General features: G+C 68.6%; 20 protein-coding genes and 1 pseudogene. 9 read left to right on the top strand and 12 right to left on the bottom strand.

Going from position 1 to position 22231, the window contains the following annotated elements; all coding sequences use genetic code 11:
• Positions 1-39 precede the first annotated feature (39 nt).
• On the top strand, positions 40-1350 hold the full coding sequence (locus EAS64_RS10775) for a vWA domain-containing protein (protein ID WP_246115621.1): 1311 nt from the start codon (positions 40-42) through the stop codon (positions 1348-1350).
• On the opposite strand, the gene EAS64_RS10770 is transcribed toward EAS64_RS10775, so the two are convergent.
• Genes EAS64_RS10770 through EAS64_RS10755 form a run of 4 tightly spaced genes read right to left on the bottom strand, consistent with a single transcriptional unit; the run spans position 1337 to position 5547 of the window.
• Positions 1337-2269 (bottom strand): ABC transporter permease, encoded by a 933-nt coding sequence (locus EAS64_RS10770; RefSeq protein WP_145852794.1) that lies wholly within the window; start codon positions 2267-2269, stop codon positions 1337-1339. The two genes, EAS64_RS10775 and EAS64_RS10770, sit on opposite strands and share 14 nt — an antisense overlap.
• On the bottom strand, positions 2262-3143 hold the full coding sequence (locus EAS64_RS10765) for an ABC transporter permease (RefSeq protein ID WP_222849193.1): 882 nt from the start codon (positions 3141-3143) through the stop codon (positions 2262-2264). The genes EAS64_RS10770 and EAS64_RS10765 overlap by 8 nt, the downstream gene beginning before the upstream one ends.
• A gap of 5 nt (positions 3144-3148) precedes the next feature.
• Positions 3149-4408, bottom strand: a complete 1260-nt coding sequence (locus EAS64_RS10760; protein ID WP_145852792.1) for an ABC transporter substrate-binding protein — start codon at positions 4406-4408, stop codon at positions 3149-3151.
• Positions 4405-5547 (bottom strand): ABC transporter ATP-binding protein, encoded by a 1143-nt coding sequence (locus EAS64_RS10755; protein WP_145852791.1) that lies wholly within the window; start codon positions 5545-5547, stop codon positions 4405-4407. Before EAS64_RS10755 ends, EAS64_RS10760 begins: the two co-directional genes overlap by 4 nt.
• 514 nt (positions 5548-6061) lie before the next feature.
• Here EAS64_RS10755 and EAS64_RS10750 point away from each other — a divergent pair.
• Both EAS64_RS10750 and EAS64_RS10745 read left to right on the top strand, forming a co-directional pair.
• Positions 6062-6370: a LamG-like jellyroll fold domain-containing protein gene (locus EAS64_RS10750; RefSeq protein ID WP_145852790.1), complete on the top strand. Its 309-nt coding sequence runs from the start codon at positions 6062-6064 to the stop codon at positions 6368-6370.
• Positions 6371-6671: 301 nt separating this feature from the next.
• Positions 6672-6959, top strand: a complete 288-nt coding sequence (locus EAS64_RS10745) for a hypothetical protein (protein WP_145852789.1) — start codon at positions 6672-6674, stop codon at positions 6957-6959.
• A gap of 14 nt (positions 6960-6973) precedes the next feature.
• On the opposite strand, the gene tnpB is transcribed toward EAS64_RS10745, so the two are convergent.
• Positions 6974-8323, bottom strand: a complete 1350-nt coding sequence (tnpB, locus tag EAS64_RS10740; protein ID WP_222849192.1) for an IS607 family element RNA-guided endonuclease TnpB — start codon at positions 8321-8323, stop codon at positions 6974-6976.
• A gap of 14 nt (positions 8324-8337) precedes the next feature.
• Here tnpB and EAS64_RS10735 point away from each other — a divergent pair, with 14 nt between their 5' ends.
• Positions 8338-8694 carry a hypothetical protein gene (locus EAS64_RS10735; protein WP_145852788.1) on the top strand — a complete coding sequence of 119 codons (357 nt, stop codon included), beginning with the start codon at positions 8338-8340 and terminating at the stop codon, positions 8692-8694.
• A gap of 90 nt (positions 8695-8784) precedes the next feature.
• Here the strand turns inward: EAS64_RS10735 and EAS64_RS10730 are convergent, their stop codons facing one another.
• A complete protein-coding gene (locus tag EAS64_RS10730; RefSeq protein ID WP_145852787.1) occupies positions 8785-9630 on the bottom strand; it encodes a DUF6424 family protein in 846 nt (281 codons plus the stop codon).
• A gap of 330 nt (positions 9631-9960) precedes the next feature.
• A complete protein-coding gene (locus EAS64_RS10725; RefSeq protein ID WP_145852786.1) occupies positions 9961-10473 on the bottom strand; it encodes a LysR family transcriptional regulator substrate-binding protein in 513 nt (170 codons plus the stop codon).
• Between the two features lie 178 nt (positions 10474-10651).
• Here EAS64_RS10725 and EAS64_RS10720 point away from each other — a divergent pair, with 178 nt between their 5' ends.
• Both EAS64_RS10720 and EAS64_RS10715 read left to right on the top strand, forming a co-directional pair.
• Positions 10652-12199 (top strand): ATP-binding protein, encoded by a 1548-nt coding sequence (locus EAS64_RS10720; RefSeq protein WP_187365834.1) that lies wholly within the window; start codon positions 10652-10654, stop codon positions 12197-12199.
• On the top strand, positions 12163-13560 hold the full coding sequence (locus EAS64_RS10715; RefSeq protein ID WP_187365833.1) for an MFS transporter: 1398 nt from the start codon (positions 12163-12165) through the stop codon (positions 13558-13560). The genes EAS64_RS10720 and EAS64_RS10715 overlap by 37 nt, the downstream gene beginning before the upstream one ends.
• Positions 13561-13692: 132 nt before the next feature.
• Here EAS64_RS10715 and EAS64_RS10710 read toward each other — a convergent pair whose 3' ends face one another.
• The 3 genes from EAS64_RS10710 to EAS64_RS10700 all read right to left on the bottom strand — a co-directional run bounded on the left by EAS64_RS10710 (position 13693) and on the right by EAS64_RS10700 (position 16279).
• Positions 13693-14589 (bottom strand): DUF5996 family protein, encoded by an 897-nt coding sequence (locus EAS64_RS10710; RefSeq protein ID WP_145852784.1) that lies wholly within the window; start codon positions 14587-14589, stop codon positions 13693-13695.
• Positions 14590-14731: 142 nt separating this feature from the next.
• Entirely contained in the window at positions 14732-15544 is an 813-nt protein-coding gene (locus EAS64_RS10705; RefSeq protein ID WP_145852783.1) for a methyltransferase domain-containing protein, read from the bottom strand.
• A 69-nt stretch (positions 15545-15613) separates the two neighbouring features.
• Positions 15614-16279 (bottom strand): hemerythrin domain-containing protein, encoded by a 666-nt coding sequence (locus EAS64_RS10700; protein ID WP_145852782.1) that lies wholly within the window; start codon positions 16277-16279, stop codon positions 15614-15616.
• A 184-nt stretch (positions 16280-16463) separates the two neighbouring features.
• Here EAS64_RS10700 and EAS64_RS44650 point away from each other — a divergent pair, with 184 nt between their 5' ends.
• From EAS64_RS44650 to EAS64_RS46685, 3 genes and pseudogenes are all read left to right on the top strand, one after another.
• A complete protein-coding gene (locus EAS64_RS44650; RefSeq protein WP_222849191.1) occupies positions 16464-16643 on the top strand; it encodes an NAD(P)H-binding protein in 180 nt (59 codons plus the stop codon).
• A gap of 1 nt (position 16644) precedes the next feature.
• Complete coding sequence (locus tag EAS64_RS44645; protein ID WP_342782044.1) at positions 16645-16899, top strand: NAD(P)H-binding protein; 255 nt, start codon at positions 16645-16647, stop codon at positions 16897-16899.
• Positions 16900-16901: 2 nt separating this feature from the next.
• Positions 16902-17048, top strand: a pseudogene (locus tag EAS64_RS46685) (sigma factor); the annotation flags it as partial.
• 237 nt (positions 17049-17285) lie between these two features.
• On the opposite strand, the gene EAS64_RS10685 reads toward EAS64_RS46685, so the two are convergent.
• Together EAS64_RS10685 and EAS64_RS10680 are read right to left on the bottom strand one after the other, a co-directional pair.
• Complete coding sequence (locus EAS64_RS10685) at positions 17286-18158, bottom strand: nitrate- and nitrite sensing domain-containing protein (protein ID WP_187365832.1); 873 nt, start codon at positions 18156-18158, stop codon at positions 17286-17288.
• Positions 18159-18539: 381 nt separating this feature from the next.
• Entirely contained in the window at positions 18540-21542 is a 3003-nt protein-coding gene (locus tag EAS64_RS10680; RefSeq protein ID WP_145852780.1) for a hypothetical protein, read from the bottom strand.
• Positions 21543-22231 lie beyond the last annotated feature (689 nt).

Raw genomic sequence — 22231 nt, 5'->3', positions numbered from 1 at the left:
ACCCGGATGCCTGGATCCGGTGAGTGCAGCGGGGGAACGGTGTACGCAACAGCAGTAGGTGCGAGCCTGCCGGGCTTCACCGTCGACATCGACCACAACCCGTACCTGCCGGCAGGCGGCCGCCTCGTCAGCGCGGTCGTCACCGTGACCGCGGACGTAACCGACGACGCGCAGCCGACCGAGACGGGAAACAGCGCGGAGATCATCATCGTCGACCGCTCCGGATCGATGGCCGGGGACAAGATCGTCGCGGCGCGGTCCGCGACGGCGGCCGCGGTGAACGTGACCAGGGACGGCACATGGTTCGCGGTCATCGCCGGCACCGGGAAAGCGCGGCCGGTCTATCCGCCGGACGGGACAATGGCGGTCGCCAGCGAGCGAACGCGCGAGGAAGCCAGACAGGCCGTCCTCAAGCTGGAAGCCGGCGGCGGGACCCGCATGAGCAAGTGGCTGTCGCTGGCACACCAGATCTTCCACTCCTGCCCGGCCACGCTACGGCACGCGATCCTGCTGACCGATGGGCGGAACGGGGATCTGTGGAACGGACTGGACAAGGCGATCGCCCAGTGCGAGGGGCTGTTCCGGTGTGACTGCCGGGGTGTCGGCACCGACTGGCAGGTGAGCGAGCTGCGCAAGATCTCCACGGCGCTGCTTGGCACCGTGGACATCGTGCCCGACCCGGCGGGGCTGGCGGCGGACTTCGAGCAGATGATGCGCGGGGCGATGAGCAAGCAGGTGCCCGACGTGCTGCTGCGCGTGTGGACGCCGCAGCAGGCGGCGGTGCAATTCGTCAAGCAGGTGGCGCCGGCGATCGATGACCTGACGGGCCGGCGGGTGCAGTCCGGCGCGCAGGCCGCGGATTATCCGACCGGCTCGTGGGCGCCGGGGGAGAGCCGGGACTACCACGTCGGCATCCAGGTGAACGCCTCAGACGTCGGCCAGGAGATGCTGGCGGCGCGGGTGAGCCTGGTGGCCAGTTCGCCGGGCGGGCACCAGGTGCTTGGCCAGGGCCTGGTCCGGGCGACCTGGACCGAGGACGAGGCGCTGTCGACCAGGATCAACCCGCAGGTGGCGCATTACACGGGGCAGGCGGAGCTGGCTGAGGCAATCCAGGAGGGGCTCGAGGCCAGCAAGCGAGGGGATGAGGAGACGGCGACCGCGCGGCTGGGCCGGGCGGTCGCGCTGGCACATCAGGCGGGTAACGAGGACACGGCGCGCCTGCTGTCAAAGGTGGTCGACGTCGTGGATGAGGCCACCGGGACGGTGCGGCTGAAGAAGAAAGTGGCAGCCGCGGACGAGATGGCCCTGGACACCAGCTCAACCAAGACAGTCCGGGTCAAGAAGCAGTAACGCGCAGGCGTCGCCGTCCCGTCCCCGATAAGGCGGGTTGCGCGGTGCTCCGCCGGCGGCTGCGGCGCAGCACCAGGGCCGTGACGACGACCGCCGCCAGCGTCACGCCGAGCATGATCGTCGCGAGGGCGTTGACCGCGGGGGTGAGGCCGAAGCGGACGGCCGAGTACAGCACGATCGGCCAGGTGTTGGTGGTGCCGTTCGTGAAGGCGGGCAGCACGTAGTCGTCGAAGGAGAAGGTGAACGACAGCAGGGCGGCCGCCACGATCGCCGGCGCCAGGCGCGGCAGGGTGACCTGCCGGAACGTAGCCAGCGGCCCGGAGCCGAGGTCGTAGGCGGCCTCTTCGAGCGTGTCACCCATCCCCACGAACCTCGCCCTGATGATAAGCATGGTCAACGAGGCGTTGAACACCACCTGCCCGATCAGGATGGTGACATTCCCGAGCCCGGGGAAAGCCGGGAACACCTTGCGCGCCTGCACGAAGAAGATCAGCGACGCCACGGCGATCACGATCTCGGGCACCACGAGAGTCAAGTAGACGAGGGAGTCGAATGGGGCGCGCAGCCGTGGCCGCATCCGGGCCAGCGCCAGCGCCGCGCACAACCCGAGCACGGTGGCGATGACAGACGCCTCCGCGGCGATCCGCAGGCTGACGATGATCGCCGGGATGAAGGTCGGGTCGTGCAGCCCGGCGCTGAACCAGCACCCGGTGAAGCCGTTCCATACCGCGATGTTCCCGATCTGGGTGGGCGGGATGGCACAGACGTTCGTCCCGTGGAACCCGGCCAGGGCGGCCGCCGACGGCTTGTTGAAGGCGAACACCGCCATCACCACGATCGGCAGGAACAAGAACAGGTAGACCAGCACCGCCCAGGTGGTGAACGCGTGCTTCGCCGTGAGCCGGGGCCGCCTACGCACCGAACCGCTCCTCTTTGGTGGCGACCAGGATGTAGATGATGACGAACACCGACAGCGCCAGCATCAGCGAGATCGACAAGGCCGACCCGAACGGCTGGTTCTGCGCCTGGTTGAACTGGTCGCCGATGACGTTGCCGACGAACTCATAGTTACCGCCGGACAAGATGTTGGGGATAATGTACTCGCCGGTCATCGGGATGAACACCAGCAGCGCGCCGGTGACCACGCCTGGCAGGGTGAGCCGCAGCGTGATCTCGCGGAACGCGGTGAAAGGGCGCGCACCCAGGTCGGTGGCCGCCTCGATCAGCGACCAGTCCATGCGCTCCAGTGAGGCGAACACCGGCAGGATGAACAGCGGCAGGTAGTTGTACACCAGGCCCACGGCGACCGCGTACTTGGTGTACAGGATGTTGATCCCGAGGTCCCTGGCGAGGTAGCCGTTGGGATCGAGGATGATCTTCAGCGCGTAGGTGCGGATCAGGAACGACGTCCAGAACGGGACGACGATGATGAGCAGCGCCAGCATCTTGTACGTGGTCAGGTAGCGGGCCATCCAGTAGGCGACCGGGTAGCCGACAGCGATCGTCAGCAGCGTCCCGACCGCGGCCATTACCAGCGTGCGCCCGAAGATGGTCAGGTACAGCGAGGTCGTCACCTGGCCGTACTGCGAGGTGTCGAACCCGTACCGCAAGCTGCCGAAACCCTGCTGGGTGGCAAGCGAGAACGCCACCAGGATGGCCATCGGCCCGAGGAAGAAGACCGTGTAGTAGAGCAGCGACGGCGCCGTCAGCCACGCCGGGTAACGCGGCCGGAACGAGCGCCGCCGCCTGGTAGCGGCCGGGGCGGCCGCTACCTCCGGCTCCTTCTCCGCCACCGTCATCAGGCTGCCTTGAACTCCGAGTAGATCTGGGTCCGGGCCTCGACGACCTGCGGGCTCACGTTGAGGATGTAGTGGTAGTTGTCGGTGTAGGTCTTGGGCACGTTGAACAGCGGGTCGTTCTGGAGGCTCGGCGCCAGCTGGCTCAGCGCGGTCGGCATCGGGATCTTGTAGTTGTGGTAGTTCATCTCGGTCACCGCCGTGCTCGGGGTGAGCAGCCAGTTGATCCAGGCGTGCGCGGCAACTGGGTGCGGCGCGCTCGCCGGGATGCACCAGTTGTCCGCCCAGATCTCCGACGCCGCGGTCGGGATGACTCCGGTCATGTCGCCCTGCTTGGCGCGTCCCTGCACGATCCGCCGGATGTCGCCGTTCCAGCCTTGGCCGAGGATAATCTTGCCGGCGATGGCGTCGTCGATGTAGGCGGAGGCGTCGATGGTGGTGACGCCCTTGCGGATGGACAGCAGGAACGACTTGGCCTGGTTGAAGTCCGCCTGGCTTGACGTGTTGGGGTCAAGGCCGAGCGCCATCAGCGCGAGCGGGACGACCTCTTCCGCGCCGTCGAGCAGGTTGGTCCTGCCCTTGCCCACGTACTTCGGCAGCGCCTGGTAGAAGTCGTGCATGGTCTTGATTTCTTCGGTCACGATCTTGTTGTTGAAGAAGAACATCGTGATGCCGAAGTCCTTGATGACGTGGTAGTCACCCGTCGGGTCGTACGACGGCTTCAGGAACGACGGGTCCAGGTACTTGAGGTTGGGCAGCAGCGCCTTGTCCAGGGCCAGCAGGCTGTTCTCCTGGATGAGCTCCGCGACCGCGTTCTGGCTGGGCACGATGATGTCGTAGGACGTGCCGCCCGCGTGCAGCTTGGCCAGGAGCTCGTCGTTGCTTGAGTAGAAGGTCTGGTGCAGGGTCAGCCCGGCCTTCGCCTCGGCCGGCAGCTTCGTGAACTTCGTGAAGGTCGACGGGTCGCTGTACTCCGACCACGTGTAGATCTCCAGGTGGCCCTCAAGCGGCTTCCCCGTCAGCGGGTTCGCCGAGACGCTCTGAGCGCCACCGCTGGCGGCGGGGGAGGCGGGGGAACTGGGGGAGGTGGAGGTGCTGCAGCCGACCGCCCCGGCCAGCAGCGCCATGCCGCCAAGGCCGAGCGCCTGCCGCCTGCTCAGTGGCCGGCCGGCCGCGTGCTCCACCTCGCGGTGCAGGTAGTCGAGCTTCGGCTTCATCGACCGCGGCACGAGTATGTTGAGCTGGTTGTCATCTGCGTTCATGTTTCCTCCTGCTTGCCAGCGGTGTTGGCGGGCGCGGCTTCACCGAGCAGTAGCGGGGCGGCGTCGTCCCAGCTGAGGGCGATCTGGTCGCCAGGGTGGACGGCATCGAGGGCGGGATCGGCGACAGCCCGCTGCTCACGGACCACGATGTCGGCGATGCCCGGCAGCTTGGCCACGATCTGGATCTGATCGCCGAGGTACATCTTGGCGACAACCTCGGCGGTGGCCGAGTTGGCTGTCCCGGCGGCAGCGCCGGCGACCGCCACTATGCGCTCGGGCCTGATGCCGACCCGCACCTGGGTGCCCCGCGCCGCCACGCCGCGGCCGCGCACGACAACGCCCGGACCCGCGCTGACGGCGAAACCGCCGTCAGCCGCCTCGACGACCTCGCCGGACAGGAAGTTCATGTCCCCGATGAAGTCCGCGACAAACGGCGTCAGCGGACGGTCGTAGATGGCGCGAGGCTCGTCAAGCTGCTCGATCACGCCATTGGACATGACCGCGACCCGGTCGGACATGGACAGCGCCTCGCCCTGGTCGTGGGTGACGTAGATGAAGGTGATACCGACCTGCTCCTGGATGCGCTTGAGCTCGATCTGCATCTCCTTGCGGAGCTTCAGGTCCAGCGCGCCGAGCGGCTCGTCGAGCAGTAGCACGCGCGGGCTCATCACCAGTGCGCGAGCCAGTGCCACCCGCTGCTGCTGGCCGCCGGACAGCATGCTGGGCCGGTTCTTCTCCCTGCCGGTCATCCGCACCAGTTCAAGCGCCGACCGCGCCTTCGCGTACCGCTCCGACCGACCGGCGCCGCGCTGCTTGAGCCCGTAGGCGACGTTGTCCAGGACGGACATGTGCGGGAACAGGGCGTACTGCTGGAAGACGGTGTTGACGTCGCGCCGGTACGGCGGCACGCCGACCGCGTCCCGGCCGCCGATCACGATCTCACCCTCGTCGGGCTGCTCGAAGCCCGCGATCATCCGCAGCGACGTGGTCTTGCCGCACCCGGACGGCCCGAGGAGCGACAGGAACTCTCCCTTGCGGACCTTCAGGCTCACCGCGTTCACCGCGGTCAGTGAGCCGAAGCGCTTGGTCACCGCACGGAATTCGACGTCGTACGCCCCGTCGCTGCCAGCGGAACTCACGCCACGCCACCCCCAAGACGATCATTTAGCGGCAAATGTAGAGCATGGGGGACCTGCAGTCCATGGGGCGAACTGAACGCTATATGCATTCTTGAGCAGCCTGTTACCTGTGGGTTTCGACAATGCGTCTGGGTGGAGCACTCAGTCCCACGTGGTGGGAATTACCCCGCATCGGTGCGGGGGAGGGGCGGGCCGAAAACCGTAACATCACCAGCCAGCGGGCTGCGGATGAGCCCGCTGGTTCTGATGGGGCCTGGCAGAACGGGATGACGCAAATGGCAAGACAAGCAGGTAGATCAGCGACTCGGATACCGGCTCGAGCGCGGCATTCGGCGTTCGCACTCATGACGGCGGCCGGGCTACTGGCCGCGGGGTGCGGGCGGCGCGAGCGCTGCCCCGGCTGGCGACACGACAGCGGGGCCAGGCACGATCCTCATGCGTTCAGCTCGGGCAGAAAGGGCCCATCAGAAACGACTCCGACACGGCCGGATTCTTCGGGAAGCCGGGCTGCCGGATGACCTACCGGCCGTCGACGTCCTACGCCGGCGCCTACAGCGTCGAAGCCTGGGTGAAGCCAGGCTCCGCGTCGAAGCATTACCAGACGATCTTCGACACCCGGGGACCCACCGGCGAGTACAGCTTCGACCTCACCCTGGAAGGGTCCGCCCACCAGGGGGGACAACAGCTGCACATGGACGTTGGCGACGGCCAGAACTGGCTCACCACCCAGTACGGGGTGACCTTCCCCTTCGCCTTTACGACCGGACACTGGTACTACATAGCAGCGACCGTCAACCCGGGAAAGAACGCGGCCTTCCTGTAGGTCAACGGCAATGTCCTCGCCAAGGTCAACCTGTCGTCCAACGGGCTGCCGAGCCTGCTGTTCGACCGGAACCACCCCATCGCCGTCGGCGGCAACCCCCGCTACGACCTGATCTCCGGCAACCCCCTTCCGGAGAACTTTGACGGAACCATCGGGCAGGCTGCCGTCTATAAGCGCGTGCTGACGCCCGCTGCGATTGCCGCTCACTACAGGGCCGCCGGTTACGCCCTCAGCGGCACCGACCATGCCCTCGGCAGCGACTCCTGCCCGGTGGCCGCGTTCTGCATGGCGGTCGGCGAGTATGAGCTCGACCGGCGTGAACTGGCGGCTCCTCGCCGTCCCGGCGATCGCGGGCCAATCCCAGGTCCTCTTCCAGGGAATCTCGTGCCCGACAGCCAATGAGTGCGTCGCGGTCGGCCAGACCGTAGACAACACCGCGCAGGGGTACTACCACGCGTTCGCCGACACGTGGAGCGGCGGCGGTTGGCACCTGTCGACTCTCCGTGGAGCCCCGTCTGGCTTCCTCGGGGTCTCGTGCCCGGCCGCTAATCGATGCGTCGCGTCCGGTTTCACCTACCGTTGCGGTTGAGTGCTTCTTGGCGCTTATGCCGCAGCCGCCTGTTGCCGGGCGGCGGTCCCGGGCTTGTCCCTGCGAGGGGTGCCGGGTTCCGGGTTCGGCGGGTCGTGCCGCGCGGGGCGCGGTCTTATAGTCCCTCCCCCGGCGTTTCGCCTCTCCGCCCCACTGGCGGCGAGGGACAGCAGGTTCCGGGCGGCGTTCACGTCCCGGTCCAGGACCAGGCCGCACGCGTCGCACCGGTAAATGCGCTCGGCCAGGGCCAGCTTGGCTTTCACCGTGCCGCAGGCCGAGCATTTCTTCGAGGAAGGAAACCACCGGTCTGCGAGGACCAGCGTCCCGCCCTGCCAGGCGGTCTTGTAGGCCAGCATCCGCCGGGCGGTCCCGAATCCCTGGTCCGATAGGGCGCGGGCGAGGCGGCGGTTGCGGGTCATCCCGGCCACGTTCAGGTCCTCGGCGACGATCGTCTCGTAGCGGGCGGCGAGCATCGTGGTGGCCTTGTGCAGTGCGTCGGCGCGCAGGTTCGCGACCCGGGCGTGCAGGCGGGCCAGCCGGGCGGCCGCCTCGCGGCGGCCCGCCGAACCCGGTTTCTTCCGGGCGTGCGCGCGGGCGGCGCGCCGCAGCCGGCGCAGCCCCGCCCTCAGCGGCCGCGGGCCGGGGACGGTGATCACCGTGCCCGTGTCGTCGGCGCCGGTGAGCAGCGCCTTGACGCCCAGGTCGATCCCGATCGCGGAGCCGGGGCGGGGATGACGGTCAGGGACGGCCCGGTCAACCTCAACGGTGAACGACACGAACCAGCGCTGCGCCGTCCGCGACACCGTCGCGGACAGGATCCGGGCGGTGCCGTCCTCCAGCCGCCGGGCCAGCTTCCGGGTCGATTCATGGGTCCGGATCACCCCGAGCCGCGGCAGGGTGACCGTGCCCCGCCCGCAGCGCAGCGTCCCGGTCAGCCCGAACGAATCCCGGCACCTGCCCCGCTTCTTGAACCGCGGGAACCCCAGCCGGCGCCCCGGCCGCTCGCCCTTGTTCGACCTGGTGAACTCCCGCAGCGCCCGGTCCAGGTCCCGGAACGCCTCCTGGTAGGCGCACTTGGAGTTCTGCTCCCACCAGGCCAGGGCCGGGTCGGCCTTCTTCTGCGCGTTCCACCGCTTGTGCAGCTCGGCGCCGGAATACCGCCTGCGTTCCGCGCGGTAGCGTTCCAGGCACGCCGCCTGGGCCCAGTTCCAGGCGAACCGCGCCGCGCCCGCGCGCGAGCGCAGCGCCCGCTGCTGCCCCGGAGATGGGTCGAGCGCGAACCGGTACGCCTGCACGATCACCACCGCTACCTTCTCCTTCCCAGCCCCGGCTTCCTTCCCGAGCGCCGACGTCAGTGAGAACATGATATCGAGCCTCAGTGACATTCCGGCTCGCCATCGAACTCTTAGATGCCGCCATTTCTGCCGCGCATCCCGTCGTTGGTGAGTACCGAAGAGCGCCACCGATCACCGGTGCGACAGCAGTTGGCAACCCCTCCGTCACGGGTCACTCGTATCAGCTGATCAAGGCCTGGCATGGGAGCGCCTGGACTACCCAGCAGGCAGCCCAGACCGCCAGGCTCGGCGGCGTCCTCCAGCACGTGTCGTGTGTCAGCGCCACCTTGTGCGAAGAGGTCGGCTATGACTATTACCCCACCGCAGCGAACAGCGATGTGGCGATCAGCGAGGCCTGGACCGGCAACAGCTGGCGCGGACAGGTAACGCCGAACCCATAGCTGTCGTCCTGAGTGCGATTGGCGGCGGACCCGGCAGTCCTGCTGGTCCGCCGCCAGTCGTTGTTCACCGGCCGTGGCCCGGGGGAGCCGTTACTGGTTCTGGAAGGCCTGCTGCGCCAGCGGGTGATCGGCGGGCAGGATCAGCGCGCCGCCCGCGCTTTCCTGTTCGTGCTTCTGCTGCGCCAGTTGCGATCCCGGTGTCGCGTACTGGACATGGACGCTCGCGACGCCGCTGCCGCGCGCGCCGACCGGGGTGACGGCGGCCGGGTTGCCCTCGCTGTCGGTCACCCAGAGCTGGAAATCGTCGTACTTGAACAATTGGATGTCGACGATGGGCGTGGGGTAATGGTGGACGCCTGCCGGCTCCGGGTCGCCGGGCGCGGCAGCAGCCTGCGCCTGGTCGCTGATGTCGGGAGAATTCTGCGCGTCCGCTGTCGCGGGCGGATTCTGCGCGTGCGCCTTACCCATCGGCATGACGCCGATGTGGAAGCTTGGGTGCAGCGGAACCCCGGCGTTGAATATCGAATCGGTCCACTTCGCGACCCCATCGGCGTCTGTGATCGGCGTGTCGAGCAGGCCGTTGGGGTCGAGTTCTTGCTTGAGCTCCGGCGCGAGAAGGTCATACAGCCGTTTGGCGTTCTGGCGAAGCAGGTCTACTTTGACCGGGTTGGCACAAAATTGCGCGGACCATTCGATGCCGGCGAGGTTGCGGACCATGAACCAGCCCTGGCTGTCTTTCAGCCACAGGGCGCTGCCGTGGTGGTCCTGGAACGGGCCGGAACCGTAAAGCAGACCCGGAGCCTGCGCCGCGATCTCGTTCATTTTTTTCTTCGCCGCGACGTACTCGGGGGAGTCCGCCCGCTGGGGATGATTGGGAACATTGACCGACCACGTATGCGTCTCGGTCTCGCTGTGTACTGGGTCGGTCGCGGTCATCGATTCCCCCCTGAATCAGCCGGCCTGGCAAGCAGGCGGGTAATGTCCTGCCTATGCTGAGGATGTCGTTATCCTGCCATGAAAAACACGCCCTTACCAGGCTGATTACAGCAAACCGGATGAATGCGGCGGATAGCGCATCAAGCACAGTTGCCCCAGCGGAAACCGGATCCGGATCGGTCGGATTCAGTGGCGAAGGCCCTCCTGCTGCCACTGGTCCCCGGTGTTCATTGAGCCATTTTCAACCTGGCCGTGATGGATCCGTCACAGTCTGGGCAGCTCCGGAGCGCGGCAGTTCGGTAACCGCCGCAAGCCTGCGGGGCCTGGCGCTCAGGACGGGCGTTCCACGCCAGGCTGCTCGATCAAATGCGCGCCGGCAAGCTCGAGCAGCGCCGCTGCCGCTGCGGTGAGGCGGCGGCGGCGCAGCACGACGGCGTTGAGCGACCAGCGGAAGTCGTGCTCGCGGACCTTGACCGCGCGTAGGTCCCCGTGCGGTGTGATGGCGTAGACGGGCAGGATGGCGATGCCGACGCCGGCGCGGACGAACGCGGCGATGGCATCGATGCCGCCGACTTCCGCGGCGATAGCGCGGCGCATCCCGTAGGCGGTGAAGACCTCGTCGGCGACGGTGCGCATGGCGAATCCGGGCGGCAGGTCGATGAAGGTCTCGTGCTCCAGCTGGCGGATCCCGACCGCGCGCTTTCCGGCGAGCGCGTGCCCGGCGGGGACCGCGAGCAGCTGGGGGACGTGCAGCAGCGTGCGGCTGGCGTACTCGCGGGGCAGGGGGCGGGCGGAACCGGCGAACGCCACGTCGACGTCGTGCCCGGACAGGGCGCTGAGCATGCCGGCGGAGCCGGCGGCTGCTCATGCCCCGCCCGGACGGCAGCACCTACGTCGTCATGGACGAGACCGGCGACGGCCCCAACCCGCGCAAGCTCGCCGAGGCCAACCCAGGCCACATGCACCGCGGCCACGACCTGTGGAACTTCGGCTCGCTTCCGGCGCGGCCGAGGAATTGGAAATGCGGGTACCGTTCGCGGCCGTCTCGAACTGCCTCGGTCTTTCCAGCACTTCTGCCGACCCGCAGGTGACCGAGATCGCCGGCCTGATCCGAGGCGCTGGCCGCCCGGCGGGCGGCACCTTTCCAGCGGCAGATGCCGAGTTCCTCGTCACCGAAGCGATCCTGGGGCTGGTCGACGGGTGGTGCGCGGCGGCTCCTGTCGTGCTGGCGGTCGATGACCTGCAGTGGGCCGATTCGGCGAGTGTGCTGGTGCTGCACCGGCTCGGCCGGGTAGCTGGTCAGCTGCCGCTGCTGCTGGCCGCCGCCCGACGCTCCGGTGGGCGTGGAGCTGATCTGGCACCCCTAGTGCGCAGCTGGGAGGCCCGCGGCGCGGATGCGCTGACGCTTGGCCCGCTTGACGAGACGTCGATCGCCACGCTGGCGGGGCAGGTGGTCGGCGCCAAGGCAGGAGCAGGCCTGCGCGACGCGGTCACCGCTGCGGGGGGCAACCCGCTGTACGTGATCGAGCTAGCGCGAACACTCACGGGTAACTCCGGGCAGGCGCCGGATGAAGCGCAGGGCACCGGCCCAGATGCCCGAGCAAGCGCCACCATGCCCGAGTCGCTGATCGCGGTGGTCACCCGGCGGCTGGCAGGACTGTCCAGTCAGGCGCGCCAGATCCTTCAGCTCGCGGCAGTTCTCGGGCCAAGCTTTACCGTTGCTGAGCTTTCGGCCGTGCTGGCTACACCGCCACTGGAATTCCTTGGCGTGATCCAGGAGGCTGCCGCGGCCGGCGTGCTGGCCGCCGAGTCCGATCGGCTGGCGTTCCGGCACGAGGTAATCCGCCAGGCGCTCTATGAGAGCCTGCCCGCGTCCGCCCGCAGCGCGCTGCACCTGCAAGCCGGACAGGCCCTGGCGGCCGCCGGGGTCCCGGTGGAGCGAGCCGCCCAGCACCTCCTGGCTGGCACGACTCTCGACCCAAGGACCGTGGAGTGGCTGGTCAGGTCGGCCGGTCAGCTCACTGCCCGCGCTCCGGATTTGGCAGCCGACCTGCTCGCCCGGGTATGCGACACGGCCGGGGCGGCAGGCGACCTGGCCGCCCCGTTGCGGCTCGCGCTGGCGAACGCGCTGCTGCGCGCGGGCCGGTACACCGCGGCCGAGGCGACCGCCGCGAAGGCGCTTGCCGTCGGCCCTGACCGCGGGTCACGGGGGAAGCTGGGCTGGGTCCTGGCTCAGTCCATCCTCAACCAGGGTCGCGTTCAGGCGGCACTGGAGGAGGCGCGCCGGGAGCTGGACGACTGCGATCTCAGCCAGGCCGAACGGGCCCGGTTCCACGGCCTGGCAGCGCAGTGCCTGCACTTGTTGTCCACGTCCGGACCCGAGCCTGCCATGAAGGAGTCCGAGGCGGCGCGGGATGCGAGCCTGGCCAGCGGCGATCCCTACGCGATGGCCTACGGGCTGCAGGCTGTCGCGGGCGCCTGGCGCTGGCAGGGACGCTTGCGCTCGGGTTCTCCGGAACGGGCCTGGAGTGGGTGGTCAACGCGTACGCGCTCAGCTTCGGCGGGCTGATGCTGCTTGGCGGCCGGGCCGGGGATCTGCTCGGCCGCCGCCGGGTGCTCGTCGCAGGGCTGCTGCTGTTCTCGGCTGCCTCGCTGGCAGGTGGCTTTGCCACCTCGCAGGCCTGGCTGCTGAGCACGCGGGCGGTTCAGGGCGCCGGCGGCGCGATGATCGCGCCCACCGCACTCGCACTGATCACCACGACCTTCGCCGAGGGGCCGGCCCGAAACCGGGCGATGGGCGTCTATGCCGCGATGAGCGGGGGCGGTGCGGCGATCGGCCTAGTTCTCGGCGGGCTGCTGACCACCTACGTGTCCTGGCGGTGGGTGCTGTTCGTGAACGTGCCGATCGGCATCGGCATAGCCGCCGCGACATCCGTCCTGCCGGAGTCAGCCCGTCGCCTAGGCCGCTTCGACCTCAGCGAGGCTATCGCCGGTACCGCCGGCGTGGCGCTGCTCGTATACGGCCTGTCCAGCGCGGGCACCGACCAGCGCGGGATTTCGCACTGGGCCGACACGAAAGTACTGGCCTCGCTGGCGGCGTCGGCGGTACTGCTCGTCAGCTTCGTGGTCATCGAGCGACGGAGCCGCAACCCGCTGATGCCGCTGCGCATCTTCTCCGACCGCAGCCGCTCGGCCGCATTCGTGATCATGCTCATCGTCGCGACCGTGTTGTTCGGCGTACTCTTCTTCCTGACCATCTTCATGCAGGTGGTGCTCGGCTTTAGCGCGCTGAGGTCAGGCCTGGCCTTCCTCCCGTTTGCCGGGACCGTGGCGGTGGCCTCCGGGATCGTCAGCAACCTGATCGCCCGTACTGGGGCCAGGCCGCTGCTCCTGGCGGGCGCCGCGTGCACCACCATCGGGCTGTTTTGGTTCTCCCGTATCAGCGCGCATGTGACCTATGTTGGCGGTTTGCTTGGTCCAATTGTGCTAACCGCGGCCGGCATAGGCACGGTGTTCGTCCCGCTTTCCCTGGTCGCGCTCAACCGGGTGCGCGATGAGGACTCCGGCCTCGCCTCCAGTTTGCTCAATGCCGGCCAGCAGATCGGCGGCGCGATCGGACTGGCCGTGCTCGGCACCGTGACCTGGACCGTGGCGGCGAACACCCTACGCGGCCAAGTTGGCTCGAGCCGCGGCCGCAGCGGCCCGCCTGGGTCACGCCCCGAGGCCTGGCCAGTTGCGTGTCTCCTGTATCACGACGCCCTTGCGGCTGGCATTAGCCGTGGGTTCCTCGTCGCTGCCGGGTTCACGCTGGTCATGCTCGCCATAACTGCGCTCGCCATCCGGACCCGCCGCGACGACCCCGCGGTCGCCGGCACGTCTGCCCCGCAGCGCCCGGTCAGCGGGGCGGCGCTCGCCCCAAGCGACCGCTGAGAAGGTCCTGACCGTTGTTTACGGGCCAGATTCAGTGAAACAGGCTGAACCAAAAGTTCTCCCACTCACTGAATCTGGCCCGTAGTGACTGGAAGACGCGAGGTGTCGCGCGATCGCCAACCCGGGGCTCGGCTACCCGTCAGCAGAAGGCCATCGAGCCAGCTGGTACGCGGCCTGGAAGGTCGTTTCCAGGAAGCTGAGCAGGCAGGCCTCAGGGTCGCTGGCCGTCCTGACGGCGGCATACGGCAGGACGAACTCGCCGAGCTGCTCGTCGAAATAGGCCATGTCGGGGGAGACCCCCTGCTCGCTGAACCCCTCGAGCAGGGGATAAGCGTAAGAGTAGAAGATGCCCTCCGCGGCGGCGCCGGGCCAGTAGCCGCAACTGGAAAGCTCAGCACAGTAGGCCTCGGCCATGACAGGGTCCGGGCAGTTAGGGATGCCGCCCGGGTGCTTGGGCGCGGGCCGGCCGGAGAACCGGGTGACCGCCAGGTCGAAGGCGCCCCAGAAGAAGTGCACCGGGCTGTCCTTTCCCCGCCACCCGGCACGGAACTGGCTCATGACCCGGTGCGCACTGACAAGGGACAGCCAGAATTTGTGCATGGCCTCGGGATCGTACTGGTCATGGACCGTATCGGCGTCAAAGGCGATAGCGTCGGGGATCTCGTTCGGCATCGGGTGGATGACCACGTCAATGCCGAGGGCATCGAGGTGCGAGCGGTACTCGGCGTAGAAGTCAGCGACCGTCCGCGGTCCCAGTGGCACCCGGCGCGTGGCGCCGTTAGTGGTAGTGATGATCAGCTCGTGACGAGTGAAGTCGAATTCGATCTCCGCACCGCCGCCACGGTAGGGCATCAGGGATGTCGTCAGGCCGCGGGCGGTGACGTACAGAGCCGAACTCCACCAGTGGTTGGCCTGAGGCGCGAGCGCGAGGCGGGTTTTTCCGACCATCTGAGTCCACAAGTGAACGGTGTCGCGCGTCGGCTGCCATTGCTCAAGCGGCAGGGACGGCCAGCTCATGGGTGCGGTCATCAGGTCACCTCCAGGTTGTCGCTGCGGACCTGCGTGGATCCTCGCGAACAGGTCGATACCCCGATTGACGCACAGGCGACCAGTCGTCGGCTGAGCAGTTACGCTCGCGGCCGAGCTCGGCGCACCGGCGACCAGGATCACCTCAGTCGGGGCGACGTCCCCACGCCGAGATCAGCGGTGCGAGGGTGAGATCGAGCGCGCCGGCGCCGACGGCCGCGACGTGCGCGTCGATCTCGGCTTCATCGGCCAGCCGGGCGGCGACCAGCTCGGCGCGGACCTGGCGCATCGTCGCCATCTCCAGGCGGTCGAGGACCGCCCCGCCGACCGGGAAACTGCCCGCCGCCGCGACGTCGACCAGGCCGGCCTCGCGCAACGTCCTCGGCAGCGTACGGCCGTAGCGCAGATCGGCGCCGCGGCGTGTCATCAACTCCCGGAAGGCATGCCGCAGCCGGTTGGCTCGCCGCTCCGCCGGGCCGCTTTCGTCGAGGCACACCAGCGGCTGCAGCTCGGTGTCCGCATCCTCCACCAGAAGCCAGCCGCCGGGCCGCAGCGCCGCCACCATCGTTGCCAGCGCTCGAGCGCGGTTGGGCACATGGACGAGGACAAGCCGGGCGTGCACCAGGTCAAACGTCCCCGGCGGCGGATCCGCGACGATGTCGTGCCGGCGTACCTCGTAGGTCCCATGCGGGTCCAGCCACGCTGGATTGATGTCCGTCGCCAGTACGTACCCGGTCGGTCCGACGGCCGCGACGAGCGCCTCGGGGATGCTGCGGCCTCCAGCCCCTACCTCCCAGCAGCGCCATCCCGGCCCCACCCCAAGGCGGTCGAAATGCCCGCGCGTCACGCCGTCGAACAGCTCCGCCAGCGCGACGAACCGCTCGCCCGCCTCGGCCTGCGCGTTGTCGAGGAGGTAACGGTGATCAGGGGCAGACGCAGCCCGCGGCGAGGAGTTCACGGTTACATCTTCACCTCCTACCGTGCCGTAGGTGATGCGACGTGCGATGAATCACTCGTGATCCGCGCCTCACCCGAGGCGTTCCGCCGTGCGATACCTGGGCGCCCACATCCGGCGGTACAGCAAGCGAGCGGGTGGCGGGAGCATCCGCAGCACCGTGACCTCCAGCTGTGCGGTCGCCCCGTCGAGCACCCACGGAAGGTATTCGGCGGCACCCTTGATCCCGCCCTGTTGGCTGCGGACCTCCCTGGTGAAGGCGTCCCAGCCCGCCTGCCCAAGACGCCTGTCCAGCAGCGGAAGCGCGTCGGTCTCCTCGTGGATCATATGCGCGGTCAGACCACTGCCCAGCGTCACGAGCCCGCTGGCCAGCGCCGCGCGGTCGCCGCTGGCGATGGCGGCGTCAATCTGCCCGACCAGGGGATCGATGGTGGCATGCTCAGCCTCCATCTCATCCAGGATCCGGCGCTCGGACAGCTCGGCGACCGCAGCGGCGAGGCGCGGCCAGAGGGCCTTGTCTTCCGCTGTGTGGTGGACGTGCAGCTGCTTGCTGAACCGGCGCCATGTCGCCACAGCAGCCGAAGATAGCCCCTGGCCGCCTTCGGCGGCGGTGATGAGGCGGGCGATGTCGCGGCTGAAGGCGTCGTGGGCGATGTACATCATCGTGAAGTCAACCTGGCCGCCCAGGTCGGCTCTACGGTTCCATGCCTCGGTCCGGGTCTCTGCGTACGTGCTCAAGGTTCTGCTCCTTTGACTGGGCAGGCTCTTCGTGCCCAACAAGGAAGTCGGACCTAGTGGTCAAAAGGTGACAGTCACGCCCGTCCGGCAGGTGCTGTCACAAGCGGGTGCCGCGCTACGACAACCCGGTAGGGGCGTGACGTGACCGGCGCCGCGTTCAGCCAACTGACGTAGGAGTTCCGCGATGCGACTTTCCGTTTTCGGTGCCAACGGTGGCACCGGCCGCCTGCTCGTCAGGCAGGCCCTCGACGCGGGCGACGAGGTCACCGCCGTGACCCGCCGCCCGGCCGAGTTCCCCTTTACCCACCCGCACCTGATCGTCGTCCGGGCCGATGTGGCTGAAGTTCAGGCAGTGACCAAATGACATCCTGCGCGCAAGCGACCTCGACTGGACAGTGATCCGGTCCGCCGGGCTTTTCGAGGCCGGCCAGGTCTCGTCCTACCAGGTCAGTGACGGCCCCCTGGACGGCGTATTCACCAGCAGGGAAGATCTCGCCGCCTGCCTGCTCGAGCAGGCCAGGGACTCGAGGTTCGTCAGGAAGACGATCGAGGTGACGACCTCCGAAGGGGCACCCACACTGTGGCAGATGATCCGCCGCGAGGCGTTCAAGAAGAGCTGACAATGACGGACAACCCAACCTGGGACGCCCAGTTCGTCGAGGAGTTCGAACGGCAGCGCCCGCACCTGCGTGCGATCGCCTACCGCATGCTGGGGTCGCTCACCGAAGCCGACGACGCCGTGCAGGAGACCTGGCTGCGGGTGAGCCGGGTGCCAGGCCAGCAGTGCCGGTGTCCCGTCCGCGTTGACCTGACGCATGATCGTGCCTCTGACCTGCAGTGCGTCATTTTGGCGCGGACTCATGCGGCGCCTCTGTCCGAGTTAACTTGTCGCAAAGTAACAGAATGGGTTGATGCCTTCAACGCCCTCGTAGCGGCAGCAGAATCGCCGGATCCTATCGATTAACTTTCTTATTCGAATTTTGGCCACTTATTCGACTCGTGACCGCTACCGTGATGATAAAACGTTGCTGATGGACGGGGAGTGACGATCTGCTCGCCGGTGCCCAGGCGGCGCACGATCGCCGGCAGGCGGACGTCGGCAAGCTCGAGCGTGCTGGCGCGCAGCCGCCGGGCCACCCCGTTCGCCAGCGCGAATGCGGCCGCGAACGCGCCCACCGACAGCGCCAGTACCAGCAGCCCCAGGAGCACCGACCGGGACAGCGTCTGGCTCGCGACCAGGCCAGGCGCTCACCGAGGTGCCCAGGCGTCCGCGGGCGGCCAGCTCGTCCTCGCCTGCCGTGGCGGCCTGCCACGCACTGCTTGCGGCAAGCCGCTGGTAGGCCGACTGCTCCCGGGCGGGCAGCCGGCTGTCAAGCGACTGCATGTCGTTGCGGGACGCGCCGGTCAGCCGCGCCACCATGGTCCGCTCCGCGGTGGTCAGGGTCCCGCGCTCGGCCCAGGCGGCGCCTAGTCCCGCGCACGAGTGCAGGTCCACGACCGGCAGCAGGTCCACCGCTGTCAGCGCGTCCACGGCGACGGCGGCGTCCGGCGCGTCCGTCGCGTTCAGCACCATCGACGGCGCGCCGAGGTCGCCGAATTTCGTGTAAAAGCCGTCTACCTGAGCCAGGGTTTCCCGGCCAGCCTGCACGCCCTTGCGGACGGCCTGCAGCTGGGCCGCCATCTCCGGGAACTGCTGCGCGCTGGCGGTCATCACGTTCTGGTTCAGGCCCTGCAAGGCGTAGATGACGTGCTGCGCGTGCGCCCACGCCCTGTCTGTGGCGGCCCACCGCCCCGGTAGCGCAGCCAAGGCGGACCGGTCGCCGCCCGCGGCACGCAGGCTGAGGGTCCGCTCGTCCTCAAGGGCACCGTGGAATTGCACCAGCGCGCCGGTCGTCTGTCCCGTGTAACGCGAGAAATCCCGGGTGGAAATGGCACTTGAGACGCGAGTCGCGATGTCCGGTATACCGGACATATGCGGCGGGCGGCCCGGGCAGCCGCCGGTCCTTCGCGCCCCGGGTGCTCGCATGACCGGCGTACGCACTCGCTGCCTCGCCTGTCCCGGCTGGCGCCTGCCTGTTCACCGGCCGCGCAGGAGGCGGGATATCCTGCCGGGACTGCTCAGCGGCGCAGGACGTCACCGGAAGGCGTCACCACGCGACTGCAGCGGCCCGAGTACACCGTCGAGGGCCGGAACCCGCGCGTCGAATCGACGCCGGCAGCGCGTCGGCGCGACCCTGTTTTCCGGGCGGGCCTGCGCGTGCTAGGGATGACTCGTAGCCGCTGGCGGGGTGTTGGGAGTACTCGGATTGCTGGGGGTGACGATGCCGATCACGAACGGCTGCAGGCCGGCCAGGATGATGGTGGCGATGCCCGTGGCTACGGCTAGCGTGACCGACGATGCCCAGGCCGATACGGCCCAAAGGCTGTGCAGGTCGACTAGGCGTCCCGGGGTGAACCCGTTCTTGCGCAGTACAGCGAGGTCGGCCAGGAGCCCCATGGTCATGGCGAAGATCAGAAGCTGGATAACCAGGATCGCCGCCGCGTGCCACTGCTGGCTATGGCTGTGCGGGCTGGCCAGCGTGCTGAGGATGGACGGTGCGGATGCGGCTGCGAAGAACGAGAGGCTCTTGCCCATGCCTGTCCGGCCGCGCAGGAGCGGGAAAAGGTAGCCGAAGAGCAAGCCGTACCCGGCCCAGCGCAAGACCAGCGGTGCTACCGCCGAGATGAGCGCCAGCTCGGGATAGCCTTCAGGCGCGCTGAGGTCGACGGAGGCTCCGACCAGCCCGAGCACCACCCAGGGAGCGCCGGCCAGGACGGCGTAACGAAGCCCCCAGCGGGCTCGCGCCCAGGGCCGGACGCTGATCAGGGCGCCGAACGCCCGTTCGTCCGCAGCTACGGGCGACTCCCCGGCGCCGGCGGCGGCGCGTTCCTCCAGTGCGGTGACCTTCTCTTGCGCCGCATCGAAGCCTGTCGTCCCGGCTGCTACCTCATCCCGCATGGTCTTGGCCAGGCTGGGAAGCGCGCGGCGCGCGACCCCCGCTGCGACGGACTGGCGCACTGCCGCGACCGAGTCTTCCCGGGGCTGGCTCAAGATGACGGCGGCCCGGCTGAGTTGGCTGCGCGGCATGAGGAGCCAGGCGCCGATGGCTGCCGTGACCAGCGCCGCCGCCGTGGCCAGGTTCCCTTCCCCGCCGAAGGCATAGCCAGCCGACAGCGCCACGACCCAGGCGGCGATTCCGAGTATCCGGTGGCTCGCCAGGGTCTCCTCGTCCCGGCAGGGCAGCAGCCCCATCCGGCGCAGGGCAACGACGCCAGCCGCCACCAGGACCAGGCCGAGGACCCCGTCGATCCGGTCGGCGTAGGTCTGCAGGTCCCACCAGCCGAGTTGGGCGATGGGCTGGCCGAGTTCCCCCCAGGGGACGGCGATGACCGCGGCCAGCAGGGCAACGGCCCGCAGATGCGGCATCCCCCTCGCCGGGAGGCGAAGCGGCCCGACCGCCATGACTGCCAGGCGCGCGACCGCCATCCCCATGAACATGCCGGTGATGATTACGACACCCCAACGCAGAAGTGCCGGAAAATAGCCGCTGTCAGTGGTGATCGTCGCCGCAACGGCCAGGGCCACGGCCAGCGGGGCGATCCAGTACCGCCGGTACCGGAGGCCTGCCCGGCGCCACGGGAGGCTCGCGGCGGCCGCCCCGAGCGCGAATACCGCCGCCGCGGCCGTCGCGGCGATGAACACTGCCGGGCCTGCCAGCGCTGGGGTGTCCCCCCCGATCGGGTAGTGCCCGTAGGTGATGGCAATCGCCCCGGCCAGCCCCGCGCCAGGCAGTGCCACCGACATGACGAGGGCTGTCACGCCGATGGTGCCCCGGCCCCATCGGGCCCTGGCCGCCCGGCCGGCCACGGCCGCGCCCGCGGCCCACCCGGACGCCAGGAACAAGGCAGCCAGCATGGACACGGCGGCGACGGGGATCTCCACGGCCAGGGCCCAGGGACTGGGGGCCGGCACTGCCTTCCCGGCATGAAGCACCTCGGCGGGAACCGGCGGCATGCTCGCGCCGGCGATGGCCGCGTAGCCCCCCACGGCGGCCCCCAGCGCGACCACCGCAATGAGGGGGCGGAGCCAGGGCAGCGGGCGCTCACGGCCGTCGGAGTCCCCGCGAGGCTCCCAGCCCGCGATGGCGAGGCTGATGACGATCAGCAGGATAGTTCCGCCCTCGACAGGCGGAAACTCAACAATGTTCCACAGTCCTGCTTTTACTACCAGCGTGCTGTCCAGGCGGTTTGCGTAATCATTCAGGGCGCTGGCGACGGTACTGCCGGTTGTCGCTATCTGGCCGCATCCGGCGATCACCAGGTGTGCCACGATGACAGCGCCGAGTACCCGCTCCATGCGGCGCCATGCCGGTCTCCGGCCCGCAGCGCCGAAGGCCCCGAACCGGCTGGCAAGGAACAGGGCGATCCACGCGCCCGCGGGGACGATCGCGCCCGCGAAGCCGCTTACCAGCGCCCACGCGGCCGACGCGGCGCGCCCGATCCACGCCCCGCCGGCCGGCCCCGGCGGCCGGGAGTAGGGCTGCGGGGCGCCGGGCTGCAAGTTCACTCGCAGCTGCTCGTTGCGGACGTTCTGCACCGTGAGCGAGTGAGCGTTCTCGCTGGCTACCGTGCCAGTCCCGGCGGTGCCGGGCACCCCGGCGACGACCCGGTCCTGGGTGCTGACCTCTACCGTGGCCGGCATGCGGTAATTGCCGATGACCAGCTGCACGGAGGACGGAATAGGAATTCCGCTGGCCGGCTGTCCCGTCGTGGAGATGACGGCTTTCGAGCTAGTGCTATTCACCGTTACGGTCGGCGCCGACCAGTCAAACGTCGCTTGCCCTGCAGCGCTCCACCCGACGACAGCCGAGTAAAATTCGTCGGCGTCCTGGCCGTCACCCTGCTGGACCATTCTGACCAGGGGGTCGGCCGCGACGGTCGTGATCGTTGTGGTCGCATGGAAGGCCCCTGATTTATTCTCGCTGATCCGCAGCATCAGCGTCCGGGAAAAATCCTGCGACACCGCATCATTCCACTGGCAGGCCCTGGGATCGGCCGCGCGTGAGTTCAGGATGATGTTCGACTGGCCCGGGGCGCAATCGGCCTGGAACGACGCTATCACCGGGGCGGTTGCCTCGAGCGCGTCCACCACGAGTCCGGCCAGGGCCCCCAAGACAAGCAGGGCCACGAGGCCGGCGGCGAGGAAGGCCAGCCTGGAAGACACGGTCAGCCATGCTGTCCGCCGAGCCGGTTTCCTGGTGCCCACGCGGCCCCCCGCAGCAGCGAAATTTGTTCCGAATCGCAGCTAAACATACTCAGCTAGGACATCCTTAGCCGGAAAGCGCGTAACTTTAGATGGGCTATCCGACCAGGATGGCAAGACGGCTTTCCGAAAGGCCAGACGGGAAAGGCCGTCCTGGACGCCCTGTAGTCCGCACCCGGTCGCATTCGGCGACGGCACAGCCCAGTCCCTTGACAGCGGGTACTGCCAGACGGCAGCGAGAACCCCGCTCACGGTCTGCGAGAAATCGAGCATCAGAGCAGGCTCATGCGCCCCGGCTGCCCGGATCGGCCGTACCTGAAGCACCTGGACTGTCACCGGCCTCGGGTGACTCCGGCTCACCAGTCACACGGCGTACCTGAACCCGCCGCTTCCCGGTCCCCCGGGCCGAGCGGGATCAACCACTGCGGGACACATCCCCGCCAGGGCCGGATCTGGACGTACCCGGCCAAGCCCGGCAGCTAGATGAAGCGCGACGGACTTACCTGTCACAGCTCACCGCCGCTCCCAGACTGGCACGCGCATACCGATCACGAAGGGGGCAGGGCTGCCGCAACCCTCAGCATCCTGCCTCGTTCCTTAAGATGGCGCAGAACAGGCCGTTGCGTTGAACGTCCCCCAGCATGTTCAGT

Source organism: Trebonia kvetii, from assembly GCF_007827045.1.
Taxonomy (GTDB): domain Bacteria; phylum Actinomycetota; class Actinomycetes; order Streptosporangiales; family Streptosporangiaceae; genus Trebonia; species Trebonia kvetii.
The sequence above is the reverse complement of the archived record's forward strand: the minus strand, read 5'-3'. Positions and strand labels throughout refer to the sequence as shown.